A 12,619-nucleotide genomic window follows, 5' to 3' on the forward strand; every position below is an offset into this window, starting at 1 on the left:
TTAAGGGGGACCGTACGGGCCAAGCGGGGAACTTCCCGGCTCGTTACAAACAGCAGGCCCGGCAGGGGTGCCCAAAGCCGCGGTGGCTTCGGTGCATGCGTTGCCGGTGGGACAGAAACAGGTTTCGTATTGCCATGCCAGAGGTAATGTTCGCCGGCCCTGACGGCCGGCTCGAAGGTCGCTACCATCATTCGAAGGAGCCGGGTGCGCCGGTCGCCCTGATATTACATCCTCATCCGCTGCATGGCGGGACTATGAACAACCGCATCACCTATTCCATGTACCAGGCTTTTCAGAAGCTTGGTTGCTCGGTGATGCGCTTCAACTTTCGCGGTGTCGGCCGCAGCCAGGGCCGCTATGACGGCGGCATTGGTGAGATCGGCGATGCGGCGGCGGCACTCGACTGGATGCAGGCGGTCAATCCGGGCCATGGCGGGCTGTGGATCGCCGGCTATTCCTTCGGCGCCTTCATCGGCATGCAGTTGTTGATGCGCCGGCCGGAGATTTCCGGCTGGGTCAGCGTCGCGCCGCCGGCCAACCACTACGATTTTGGCTTCCTCGCACCCTGTCCCTGCGGCGGCCTGATGCTGCATGGCGACACCGACGAACTGGTGCCGGAACCCGCGGTGCGCAAGCTTGTCGACAAACTGAACACTCAGAAGAACGTGCATGTCGACTACCGGGTCATCCCCGGCGCGGACCATGTTTTCGCCAGTCACGCCGACACCGTGTCGGACGCGATCGACGATTTCTGCGGCAAGGCGATTGCCCGCAAGCAGATGGCGCTCGCCGCCGACTGACCCCTGTCCGATGACCCGTCGGCGCGGCCCTCGGCCGCCGCCCGGGCCGGTCAGCTAACCAGGCATAGCGATCTTTCCGCCCGGCATTGGTGCCGGCACTCCCGTCGTGGAGGGAAAGCTCAACGGCAATCCGGCCACAACCCGAGCGGCCAGGAAACCGAAGCACTGAGCTTCCAGCGCATCGCCGCCCCATCCGGTGGTTTCAACCGGTTCGACCGGGACAGCCAACGCCTGCCGAAGACCGTCCATGATCGCCGGGTTCAGCCGCCCTCCCCCGCAAACCAGCCAGCGCGTCGGCGGTTCGGGCAGTGCGGCGGCCGCGATCGACGCGACGGTGAACCGCACCAATGTCGCCGCCCCATCGGCGGCGGACAGCCCGGATAGCCCGCTATCAGCCAGCGCCTGAGCAAAATCGAGCCGGTCGAGCGACTTGGGTCCGGGTAATCCGAAATACGCATGCGACATCAGCCGCGCGAGGACGTTGTTATCCACTCGGCCCGCTCGGGCCAGCGCACCATCCCGATCGAATGCCTGGCCGGTATGACGGAACACCCAGTCATCGAGTGGCCCGTTCCCCGGCCCGGTATCGAACGCGAGCAACGCCCCATCCGCCCCGATCCAGGTGACATTGGCGACTCCGCCAATGTTCAAGACTGCCAGCGGTTTCGCCAGACCGGTCGCCAGGGCACCGTGATAAACCGGGGCAAACGGCGCCCCCTGCCCGCCCGCGGCGACGTCGGCGGACCGGAAATCGTGCGCCACCGGCACGCCCAGCCGGCGCGCCAACCGGGCGGCATCGCCGATCTGCCAGGTGCGGCGCCGATCCGGCTGGTGCAGGATGGTCTGCCCATGAAAGCCAATCAGGTCGGCCGGCCGACCAAGCGCCTCGACGGCCTGGACATGGTAATCGGTTAGCCGAACCACAGCACCGGCCAGCCCCGGATCATCCGGCATCAGCCCCGGTGCCCGATCCAGGATTGCCCGAAGATCCGCGCGCAGGACGTTATCATAAGGAATCGTCAGGGTCGGTCCGAACGCGGTGACCGTGACCCCGTCGGTTTCCAGCCAGGCGGCATCGACCCCATCCAGCGACGTTCCGCTCATCAGCCCTATCGTTCGCGGCATTTTCCCCCCGCCCTGCTGTGTGATAACTCGCGTGGTCTGCAAACCACGGATACCTCGTCATGACGACCGATTCTTTTCTCGACGAAGCCATCGCCCGCGGCTTCGTCTTTCAGTGCACCGACATCGACGCCCTGCGCGCCGCGATGCAGGCCGGCCCGATCGCGGCCTATATCGGCTTCGACTGCACCGCGGACAGCCTGCATGTCGGCAGCCTGGTGCAGATCATGATTCTCCGGCTTTTGCAGAAACACGGCCACAAGCCGGTGGTGCTGCTGGGCGGAGGCACGACACGGATCGGCGATCCCTCGGGCAAGGACGAGGCCCGCCAGATGCTGACCGACGAAACCATCGCCGCCAACATGGTGGGCATCCGCCAATGCTTCGCACCCTTCCTGCGATTCGGCGAAGGCCCGTCGCAGGCCATGCTCGCCAACAACGCGGACTGGCTGGACCAACTGGGCTACATCCCGCTGCTGCGGGACATCGGAGTCCACTTCACCATCAACCGCATGCTTGGCTTCGACTCCGTAAAACTGCGGCTAGACCGGGAGCAGCCGCTGACCTTCCTCGAATTCAACTACATGATCCTGCAAAGCTACGATTTCCGCGAACTCAGCCGCCGCCATGGCGTCACGTTGCAGATCGGCGGATCGGATCAGTGGGGCAATATCGTCGCCGGCATGGAGCTGACCCGGCGCACCGACGGCAAGGCGGTCTACGGCCTGACCACGCCGCTGATCACCACCGCGTCCGGCGGCAAGATGGGCAAGACGGCCCAGGGCGCGATCTGGCTGACCCGGGACCGGCTGTCCGCCTACGACTACTGGCAATTCTGGCGCAATACCGAGGACGCCGACGTCGGCCGCTTCCTGCGCCTGTTCACCGATCTGCCGCTCGACGAAATCGCCAGACTCGAAGCCCTGGGCGGCGCCGAGATCAATGAGGCGAAAAAGATCCTGGCCACCGCGGCGACCACCCTCGCGCACGGTGCCGAACGCGCGGCCCAGGCCGCCGAAACCGCACGCCAGGCCTTCGAGGAAGGCGAAGCGGCGGCGAACCTTCCAAGCGTCACGCTGCCAAGAGCGGAATTGCAGGCAGGCATTCCAGCCTTCCGGCTGTTCGTCCTTGCCGGCCTGGCCGCCAGCAACGCCGAGGCGCGCCGCCTGATCCGCGGCGGCGGCGCAAAAGTCAACGACGTCGCCGTCACCGAGGAAGGACACCTGGTGGCCGCTGACCAACTCCAGGAGGGGGCGATCAAGCTGTCAGCCGGCCGGAAGCACCATCGGCTGGTGAAGATGGACTGATCGTCAGACGAACGCCGCCTCGCCGGAGGCACGTTGCTCCGGCGCATCCAGCGGACTCGCGGGACGGTTCTGCCGCAGCGTCGAGGCCCCATCGGCGACGATCTGCCAGACCGCCCGCGACAGCGCTTTGCGGTCCTCGAAATGGGCCGGATCGAGTGGCGTATGCAACAGCACGGTCGCCCGCAGCCCGATATGCTGCGCCAGGCGCCAGAAATGCGAGGCGATGTCCATATCGCCATACCACGCAAACACCGGCCGGCTGGCTCGTCCCGCCGGCAAACCGCCCAACCGGTCATAAACAACCGAAACCGGCTGGATCAGTGGCAGATCGGCCAGGTTTTCACCCGCCTTCGCCTCGGCCAGCGCAAAGAAAGAGGTGCGGAACGGCAGCACCCGCGATCCGTCGGAACTGGTGCCTTCCGGGAACAGAATCAGGTTGTCGCCCGCCCTCAGCACCGCGCACATCAGGTCGCGCTCCTTGCCGGTGGACAACCGGGCCCTCGATACGAACACCGATCGTCCCAGCCGGGCGATCGTGCGGATGACCGGCCAGGTCGCAACCTCACCCTTGGCGACAAAGCAACCATCCAGCACCCCCCCGATCACGGGAATATCAACCCAGGAGGAATGGTTCGACACAAACACTACCGGCCGGCCGCCGTTACGCTTGGCCGCCGTGCCGACGACCCGAACCTCGATTCCGATCAGGTGGGCGAACGCCGCCCAGTACAACCGAGCAAACGCGACCTTCGCATGTCCTGGCAAAACCAGGCACACGGCCTGGATCGGCATCGCCGAGATCGTCCACGCCAATACCGCGAGTGCCCGGCGGACAACCCGGACCCTGCGCGCCACTAGCCAGCCGTCACGGCCACTCGGCAATTGCAGCAGAAATCCCGGCACCCGATTCAGGTCGGGCATCAGGTTGGATCGCCGGTTCGGACGGCCATCATTATGATTCCGACCCGGTCGCGACTCGTTTCCCATGCCGATTTGGATAGCCCCAGTGATCCAAACGAACAATGGCGTAACCGTGACCGTTCGACCAAAGCCAACCGGACATTTTGTGGTTAAGCTTCGTCCATGCGCCGCCTCCGTACACGCTTGCCGACCGCCGTGCGGTGGCTTGCCGCCTCACTCATTGTTTTGATCGGCATCTTCCTGGCCGAACGATTGCTGGCGGCCGATCCGCAGCCCTACACCGTCACCCTGAAGCCAACCGGCGATGATGCGCTCGACGCCGCCCTGAAGGGCAGTTCCACCCTGATCTCGCTGCAGAAATCCGCCCCCGTGGCGGGTTTCGCCATGGCCGAACGGGCACGCAAGGATGCCGGGCGATTCGAAACCGCCCTGCACAGCTTCGGCTACTACAAGGCGACAGTCTCCACGACGATCGCCGGCCACAAGCTGGACGATCCGGCCCTGCCCGCCTTCATCGACAATGCCCCGGCAAAGCCACCACTGGAGGTCGCGATCGCCTTCGACCTGGGTCCGCGCTTCAAGCTGGGCACCGTCACCATCTCCACCACGGTGCCGCCCGACATTCCACCCCACCTTCAGATCAAGCCGGGCGACCCCGCGATGGCGGCGGACGTCCTGGCGGCGCAAGGCCGTTTGCTGGCAGCCCTGGAAGCCGACGGCTACCCACTGGCCAAGGTTCCCACCCCGGTGGCGATCCTGCATCCGGACCAGGACCTGCTCGATGTGGATTTTCAGCCGGTCACCGGCCCCCAGGCCGATATCGGCCCCGTCAGCATCAATGGCCTGAAGGACATGCATGAGTCCTTCGTCCGGAAGCGCCTGCTGTTGCACCAGGGCGAGAAATTCAATCCGGAAACGATCGAAAAAGCCCGCCTCGACCTGTCCTCCATCGGGGTGTTCTCGGTGGTCAGGGCGGTGCCAGCCTCGGCACTCGATCCCAACGGGCAATTGCCGATCAGTTTCGACCTGACCGAACGGCCACTGCACGCGGTCGACCTGGGCGTCGCCTACTCGACCGATCTGGGTATCGACCTCACCACCGCCTGGCACGACCGCAACCTGTTCGGCAACGCCGAACAATTGAATATCACCGGGTCAATCAACCTGGGCGGCGACGCCGTCACCAAACCCGGTTACGCCCTCGGCGCGCAATTCCTCAAGCCTGATTACCTGGCGCGCGACCAGACGTTGGAACTCGACCTGAACGCCATCAAGCAAAGCCTGCAGGCCTACGACCAGACCGCGCTGATGGAGAAAATCGCCCTCAACCGCAAGCTGAGCCCGCATTGGACCGCCAGTATCGGCCTGTCGGCGGAGCAGGAGTCGATCGAGCAGGAAGACGTCACCCGCACCTACAATCTGATCGGCATCCCGGCCAGCCTGAAATACGACAGCACCACCAGCCTGTTCGATCCGACCCACGGGATACGGGCGACGTTCTCCATCACCCCGACCGAGTCGCTCGGTACCCCCAGCACGACTTTCTTCATCACCCAGATCGCCGGCTCGACCTATTTCGACATCTTCGGCAATGGCCGCAGCGTGCTGGCCCTGCGCGGCCTGGTCGGCGAGGTGTCCGGTGCCGGCGTGTTCGGCCTTCCGCCCGATCAGCGCTTCTACGCCGGTGGGAGTGCCACGGTGCGCGGCTACCGCTATCAGACGCTGGGACCGCAGTTCAAGGATGGGACACCAATGGGCGGCACCGCTATCTCGACGGGAACCGTGGAGTGGCGGCAGCGTATCCTGAAGAACTACGGCATCGTGGGGTTCATGGACGTGGGGCAGGTCAGCGCGAACGGAGCACCGTTTACCAGCAACTGGCACGCCGGGGCCGGCATCGGCGCACGCTATTACACCTCGATCGGCCCGATCCGGCTGGATGTCGCGGTTCCGCTGAACAAGCTGCCGGGCGGCGATTCGCTTGAAGTCTATATCGGTATCGGACAGGCGTTTTGAGACGCGTGCTGAAATGGGCCGCCGTGGTCCTCCTGATCCTGCTGGCGATCCCGGTGCTGGCCGTCGCCGCCGTGCTGATCCTGGCCAATGTCAATCCCGGCCGCCGCTTCATACAGAATGAAACAGCCAGCCTGACCGGTGGGATGGTCCGGATCGAGGGCTTGGCCGGCCGTTTCCCCGATGCATTGCGGGTTGGCCGGATCGAGGTATCGGACGCCAGAGGCCCCTACGTCACCGTGACCAATGCGACTCTCGATTGGTCGCCATCGGATCTGCTGAACCGCACCGTGCTGATAGACCAATTGCAGGCCGAGACGGTGGATGTCGCCCGCCTGCCCGTATCCAGTGGCCAGTCCAGCAGCAGCGGCACGTTCAATCTGCCGGTCCAGGTCGACCTGCGCCAGCTTCACGTCGGCAAGGCGATCATCGGCGCGCCGGTCGCCGGCACCGCCGCCACGCTGGCCCTGGACGGTTCGGCAACGCTGCAAACGCTGACCGAGGGTTCGGTCCAACTCGACGTTCATCGCCTGGACAGCCCCGGCCATTACACCGTCACCGGCCGCATCGCACCGGACGCCATCCAGGCCACGGTCACGGCGCAGGAGCCCACCAGGGGCCTCATCGCCAGTATCGCCCATCTTCCCGACCTGGGTGCCGTCTCGATCCAGGCCTCGATCAACGGTCCGAAAGACGCGCTGGGCACCCAGGTGGGAGTGACCGCCGGCCCGCTGACCGCTTCGGTGTCCGGCACCGTCGATCTGACCCACCAGGTCGCCGACCTCGCGGTGAAGGCAAACGCCCCCGCCATGACGCCCGCCGCAGGCGTCTCCTGGCAATCGGTCCTGGTGGACGCCACCGTGCATGGCCCGTTCACCAGACCCGACGCCAAGGGCACCGTACAAATAGCGTCGCTCAGCGCCGGAGGCGTCCAGATCGGTGCCCTGGCCGCGGACGTGAACGGCAATGCCGGCCAGGTCCAATTGCACGCGACAGTAAGCAACCTGGACATTCCCGGGCCGAAGCCAAGCCTCTTCGCCGCAAACCCGGTCACACTCGATGCATCCGTTCGGCTGGACGCGCCGGACAGGCCGGTAACCTTCGCGGTGCATCATCCGCTGCTCTCCCTCGACGGCACCGCCAAGACCGCGGGCGTTCAGCGGGTCCAGGCGCATCTGGTGCTACCGGACGTGTCGCCCTTTGCGGAAGCCGGCGGCGCCGACGTGCATGGCAGCACCGATATTATGATCCAGGCGGAGATGCAAAACGGGACAACCACCACCTCCGCCAAGGGCAAGGTCGCCATCACCGGCGGCATGGCGCCGGTTCCGGCACTGATCGGCGACGGCGGCACGATCGACGTGGCGGCGTCCATGCATGGCCAGGACATCAGCCTCTCGCACCTGACGCTGAATGGAAAGTCGCTGACGGTGACAGCCCAGGGTGGCCTGTCCGACCAGACGGTCAACGCCGACTGGACCGTCGCCTTGGCCGACCTGACCGCCATCCAACCCAACCTGTCCGGCCGGCTGGACGTGAAGGGCCACGCCGGCGGTACGTTGAACGATCTCGCAGTGCAGGCGGAACTCGGCGCCGATCTGGCCGCAAAAGGTTACTCATCCGGCCACATCACCGCCAAGGTGGACGCCACGGGCCTGCCCGGTGCTCCCCATGCGACGGTCAACGCCGACGGCAAATTGCTGGACGCGCCGCTGTCGCTCGCGCTGACGGCGGATGAGGCCGCCGGCGCGTTCAAGGTCAGCATCGACCAGGCATCCTGGAAGTCGCTCAAAGCTGGCGGGACCGCCAGCCTGACGCCGCCGGCGACGCTTCCCATCGGCAACCTGCACGTCGATCTCGGCCGTCTCGCGGATCTGGAGCCCCTACTGGGACGCAAGATCACCGGCCAGGCCAACGCCACCCTGGAGTCGGACGACAGGGCGGCCAAACTGGCACTGACCGTGCGCGACGCCGCGTTGCCCGGCACGGCGGCGATCGCCAAGGCGGTGCTGAACGCCACGGTCACCGATCCGACTGGACACCCGGCCGTCGATGCCACCTTCGCGGCCGACGGCGTATCCGCCGGAACCACCCAATCGGCGACTGCACGCGTCACCGCCAAAGGCCCAATCGACGCCCTCGGCATCACCATCGACGCCAACGCCCCGGCAGTGGCCGGCGCCGCCGCGAAGCTGACCACCGCCGCCACGCTGAACGTCCAGGCGCGCACCGTGGCGCTGGCCAAGCTGGAGGCAACCTGGAAACAGCAGACCCTGCGACTGCTCGCCCCGGCAAAACTCACCTTCGCTGACGGCGTGTCGGTCGACCGTCTGCGCCTGGGTTTCCAGCAAGCGGAACTGACCCTTTCCGGCAGCGCGGGCAGCAAACTTGATCTGACCGCCTCGCTGCGCAACCTGCCGGCCAATATCGGCAGCATCGTCAACCCCGCCTTCGCCGCCGACGGCATGATTGCCGCCGACGCACGCCTCAACGGCACCACCGCACACCCGCAAGGCACCATCAAACTGACCGCAACCGGGTTACGGCAACGCCAGGGCCCCGGACAGGCCCTGCCCGCGGCCAACCTGACCGCAAACGCTGTCCTGCAAGGCACCTCGGCTCAACTCGACACCAAACTGACGGCGGGTCCGTCGCATCTCTCGGTCACCGGTTCGGTCCCACTGTCCCAGACGGGCGCGTTGAACCTGAAAACCGACGGCCATGTCGATCTGGCCATGCTGGATCCGTTGCTGACCGCCGAAGGCCGCCGAGCCCGGGGTGAAGTCGACCTGAACGCCAGCGTGACCGGCACTGCGGCGTCCCCGCTCGCCAGCGGCACCGCGCAACTCAGCAAGGGCGACCTGGCGGATTACACGATCGGCGCCCATGTCAGCGATCTGTCCGCCTCGATCCAGGCCACCGGCGATACCATCCGACTCACCCAGTTCAGCGGCAAGGCCGGTCCGGGCACCCTCGGCGGCAGCGGCTCGATCAGCCTGGCCGGCGATATGCCGGTCGATCTGCACTTCACCGCCAACAACGCACGCGCCCTGGCCAGCGACCTGATGAGCGCCATGATCGACGCCAATCTGACTGTGCAAGGCGACATCAAAGGCAATTTGCAAGCCGGCGGCACACTGCATGTCAGGCGCGCGGACATCCGGATTCCCGACAAGCTGCCACCAGGCGTGGCGGTCCTGCCCGTCCGCAACGCGAGCGCCCCGCCGCCCCCCCCACCGCCGCCCGCGACCCAATCGTCGATCGCGCTGAACCTGACGATCAGCGCTCCACAGCAGGTCTTCATCCGCGGCCGCGGCCTCAACGCGGAACTTGGCGGTACCATCCACATTCATGGGACAGCGACGCAACCGATCCCGGACGGCGGCCTGCATCTGCGCCAGGGAACGCTCAGCGTCATCGGCACCACGCTGAACTTCACCGAGGGAACGATCGATTTCAGCGGCGCCGGCATTGCCAACCCCTCGATCCACTTCGTGGCGACATCGACGACCGCCTCGATTGTCGCGACCCTGACCGTCAGCGGCTACGCATCGGACCCCAAGATCACGCTATCCAGCGTGCCCGATATGCCGCAGGACGAGATCCTCTCGCAGCTTCTGTTCAACACGAGCACATCGAAACTGAGTGCGCTGCAGTTGGCCCAGATCGCGGCGGCACTGGCCTCGCTGTCGGGCGCCACGGCGGGATTCGATCCACTGGAAAGCCTGAGAACGGGCTTGGGGCTCGATCGCCTGTCGATCGGCAGCAGCAGCACCGGCGCCCCGACACTGCAAGCCGGACGATACGTGGCGCGCGGTGTCTATGTCGGGGCACAGCAAAGCGCCTCCGGCGGCGGGACCCAGGCGACCGTACAGATCGACCTCGCCAAAGGCCTGAAGCTGGAAACCACCGCCGGTTCCGGATCGACCTCCGCCACCGGCGCCGCCAGCAGCGGCGATGCGGCCAGCATCGGGATTACGTATCAGTTCGAGTACTGAAAATCCCGTCCGGCCGACTTTTACGCCACGTCACGTCGACGTTGCCATATCACCTCGTCATAGCCCGGCGGTTAGTCCAGGCCATCTGATCCAAATAAATAACCCGGACTGGCGCCCCGCCACGACAGCGGGGACCATACCCGTCGATTTCAGTCGCGATGCAACGGCCCTACGCGGGTGCGGTCTCCGCCAGTCCCTTGTTCTGGACGAACCCTTCATACCAGGCCGCCAGCTTCGGATGTCCTGAACGCCACGGATCGGACGCGAAGCGGAAATCCAGGTATCCCAGCGCGCAGGCAACGGTGATGGACCCGATATCCACATGCTTATGCGGCGGATCAGCCCCCAGCACGTCAACCGACCGGCTGATGGCGGCCTTATAGCGCTCGATCACCGCATCCCGAGCGGCTTCCGACGGCCTGCCCTGCTCACCACGGCAGGGCACCGCGGCATCGAGGATGCCATCCCCCAGCGACTGGAATTTCAGTGCACGCCACCGCGCCGCTCCATGTTCGGGGAACAGCGGCAATTCATCGCCCAGGCTATCGAGATACTCACAAACCAACTGGCTGCCGAACAGCGACAACCCGTCATCCGTGATCAGGCACGGCACTTTCGAAACCGGATTGTCGGCCACCAGATCGGCGGGCGATGCATGCGGATTGCTCGCATGTTTTTCGATCCGGCCACCCAGGCCACGCACGATCGCGCATGCCATGACTTTCCGGACATAGGGGCTGGTCGCCGAGTAGTAGAGCTTCACAGACGTCGATCTCCTCAGAATTTATCTTTCTGCGCACGCAGCACCGCGAACCGAGCCGCATCCGGCGCCATCAGGAACGGGTTCGCTTTCAGTTCGTCGCGCAGGACGGACGGCACGCTGGGCTGGCCTGCGGCGCGCAACTGCTCGACCTTGCCGACGAACTCGTGCAGCGCGGCGTTATCCGCATCGACCGCCAGGGCAAAACGCGCATTGCTCTCGGTGTATTCATGACCGCAGCAGACCAGCGTGTCGGGCGGCAGCGCGGCCAGTTTGCGCAGGCTGGCGAACATTTCCTGCGGCGTGCCCTCGATCAGCCGGCCGCAGCCGAGGCTGAACAGCGTGTCGCCGGACAGCAGGATATCGCCGTCGGGGAAAAAGAAGTTGATCTGCCCGCGGGTGTGGCCCGGCGTGTCGATCACCTGCGCGGTCGCATTGCCGAGGCGCACGGTGTCGCCTTCCTTGACCGCCTCATCCAACTTCGGCAGCCGGTGCTGATCGGCCGCGGCGCCGACCACGGGACATTTGAAACGAGCGCGAACCTCATCGACGCCAGCGGTATGGTCGGCGTGGTGATGGGTCAGCAGGATCATGTCCAGCCGCCCGCCAGCCTTTTCAATGGCTTCGATGATCGGTTCGGCGTCGGCCGGGTCAACGATCGCGGTGGCGCCCGTGCCGCTGTCGCGCAGCAGCCAGGCGTAGTTGTCCTTCAGGATGGGGACGGGGGATGCTGTGACTGTCATGCGGGCAGCCTAACACGCGTTCATTCGATCGGAAACCGCCGGACGTGCTATAGAACGCACATGACAGCCGACGCCCACATTGTCGCCGAGTTCTACGGGTCGGCACGCGGTGCCGTGACCGCGCGCGTCCTGCGCGAAAGGCTGTCGGCGATGTGGCCCTCGGTCCAGGGCGAATCAGTGCTCGGTATCGGCTACGCCATGCCGTACCTGCGACTTTGGCGCGACCAGGCGGCCCGCTGCATCGCCCTGACCCCGGCGCAAATGGGCGCCGCCCGCTGGCCGCCTGGCTACGCCAGCCTGTCCTGCGCCGCGGAGGAGGACAACCTGCCGTTCGGCGACCTGACCTTCGACCGCATCGTGCTGGTCCATGGGCTGGAGATGGCGGAAAACGCCCGCCGCCTGCTGCGCGAGGCTTGGCGCGTACTGAAGGACGACGGGCGCCTGCTGATCGTGGTGCCGAACCGGAGCGGCATGTGGGCCTATCGCGAGAGCACCCCCTTCGGCCATGGTCTGCCCTACTCCACCGGCCAGCTCGGCCGGCTTCTGGCCGGCGGCTTGTTCCGGATCGAACGGCGTGACGCCGCCCTGTGGATGCCCCCGTCACAAATACGTGTCGTGCTGCGGAGCGCCCCGCTGTTTGAGCGGCTGGGGCGCCGGATGATGCCCGGACTGGCTGGCGTCACCCTGACCGAGGCGGTCAAGGACGTTTACGCCGCGATGCCGTTGCGCGCCGTGCCACGCCGGCGGCTGGTCCTGGCGGATGCCGCGTAGATCGGTCGGGACACTAGCTCTTTGTTTTCAGTGGCCTGCCGATCCCAGAAATCCGTCGCAGAATGCGACGAACTTCTGGGGCAGGACACTAGTCTTACTGTGTCATAAGTTCATTCTGCGTGTGATGTGCTGGCAGCAAGGGCAGCGTGGCAGGGTTCGAGCAATGACGCGGGCAATTGCGACG

At 65.7% G+C, this 12,619-nt stretch carries 9 protein-coding genes; 5 read left to right on the plus strand and 4 right to left on the minus strand.

Annotation, left to right across the window (positions count from 1 at the left end):
* Window positions 1-134: 134 nt before the first annotated feature.
* Window positions 135-800, plus strand: coding sequence for an alpha/beta hydrolase (locus tag GSQ89_RS23690; RefSeq protein WP_158929858.1), 666 nt, complete (start codon window positions 135-137; stop codon window positions 798-800).
* Between the two features lie 54 nt (window positions 801-854).
* Here the strand turns inward: GSQ89_RS23690 and GSQ89_RS23695 are convergent, their stop codons facing one another.
* Window positions 855-1,925, minus strand: a complete 1,071-nt coding sequence (locus GSQ89_RS23695) for an anhydro-N-acetylmuramic acid kinase (RefSeq protein ID WP_158929860.1) — start codon at window positions 1,923-1,925, stop codon at window positions 855-857.
* Between the two features lie 59 nt (window positions 1,926-1,984).
* Between GSQ89_RS23695 and tyrS the strand changes: the two genes are divergently transcribed.
* Window positions 1,985-3,229, plus strand: a complete 1,245-nt coding sequence (gene tyrS / locus GSQ89_RS23700; protein WP_158929862.1) for a tyrosine--tRNA ligase — start codon at window positions 1,985-1,987, stop codon at window positions 3,227-3,229.
* A gap of 3 nt (window positions 3,230-3,232) precedes the next feature.
* Here tyrS and GSQ89_RS23705 read toward each other — a convergent pair whose 3' ends face one another.
* Window positions 3,233-4,150, minus strand: a complete 918-nt coding sequence (locus GSQ89_RS23705; RefSeq protein WP_158929864.1) for a 1-acyl-sn-glycerol-3-phosphate acyltransferase — start codon at window positions 4,148-4,150, stop codon at window positions 3,233-3,235.
* Between the two features lie 162 nt (window positions 4,151-4,312).
* Here GSQ89_RS23705 and GSQ89_RS23710 point away from each other — a divergent pair, with 162 nt between their 5' ends.
* Both GSQ89_RS23710 and GSQ89_RS23715 read left to right on the plus strand, forming a co-directional pair.
* Window positions 4,313-6,166, plus strand: a complete 1,854-nt coding sequence (locus tag GSQ89_RS23710; RefSeq protein WP_158929866.1) for an autotransporter assembly complex family protein — start codon at window positions 4,313-4,315, stop codon at window positions 6,164-6,166.
* 5 nt (window positions 6,167-6,171) lie between these two features.
* Window positions 6,172-10,161, plus strand: a complete 3,990-nt coding sequence (locus tag GSQ89_RS23715) for a translocation/assembly module TamB domain-containing protein (protein WP_254073337.1) — start codon at window positions 6,172-6,174, stop codon at window positions 10,159-10,161.
* A gap of 169 nt (window positions 10,162-10,330) precedes the next feature.
* On the opposite strand, the gene GSQ89_RS23720 is transcribed toward GSQ89_RS23715, so the two are convergent.
* Together GSQ89_RS23720 and gloB are read right to left on the minus strand one after the other, a co-directional pair.
* Window positions 10,331-10,924 (minus strand): glutathione S-transferase N-terminal domain-containing protein, encoded by a 594-nt coding sequence (locus GSQ89_RS23720; RefSeq protein ID WP_158929870.1) that lies wholly within the window; start codon window positions 10,922-10,924, stop codon window positions 10,331-10,333.
* 14 nt (window positions 10,925-10,938) lie between these two features.
* Entirely contained in the window at window positions 10,939-11,664 is a 726-nt protein-coding gene (gene gloB / locus GSQ89_RS23725) for a hydroxyacylglutathione hydrolase (RefSeq protein ID WP_158929872.1), read from the minus strand.
* Window positions 11,665-11,724: 60 nt separating this feature from the next.
* On the opposite strand from gloB, the gene GSQ89_RS23730 reads away from it, so the two are divergent.
* Entirely contained in the window at window positions 11,725-12,435 is a 711-nt protein-coding gene (locus GSQ89_RS23730; protein WP_158929874.1) for a class I SAM-dependent methyltransferase, read from the plus strand.
* The last annotated feature ends 184 nt before the right edge of the window (window positions 12,436-12,619 follow it).

It is taken from the genome of Acidisphaera sp. S103, from assembly GCF_009765975.1.
Lineage (GTDB): Bacteria > Pseudomonadota > Alphaproteobacteria > Acetobacterales > Acetobacteraceae > Rhodopila.

Coding starts and splice junctions, on each gene's coding strand:
- GSQ89_RS23690 (WP_158929858.1), top strand. CDS start 135: ATGCCAGAGGTAATGTTCGCCGGCCCTGACGGCCGGCTCGAAGGTCGC.
- GSQ89_RS23695 (WP_158929860.1), bottom strand. CDS start 1,925: ATGCCGCGAACGATAGGGCTGATGAGCGGAACGTCGCTGGATGGGGTC.
- tyrS (WP_158929862.1), top strand. CDS start 1,985: ATGACGACCGATTCTTTTCTCGACGAAGCCATCGCCCGCGGCTTCGTC.
- GSQ89_RS23705 (WP_158929864.1), bottom strand. CDS start 4,150: ATGCCCGACCTGAATCGGGTGCCGGGATTTCTGCTGCAATTGCCGAGT.
- GSQ89_RS23710 (WP_158929866.1), top strand. CDS start 4,313: ATGCGCCGCCTCCGTACACGCTTGCCGACCGCCGTGCGGTGGCTTGCC.
- gloB (WP_158929872.1), bottom strand. CDS start 11,664: ATGACAGTCACAGCATCCCCCGTCCCCATCCTGAAGGACAACTACGCC.
- GSQ89_RS23730 (WP_158929874.1), top strand. CDS start 11,725: ATGACAGCCGACGCCCACATTGTCGCCGAGTTCTACGGGTCGGCACGC.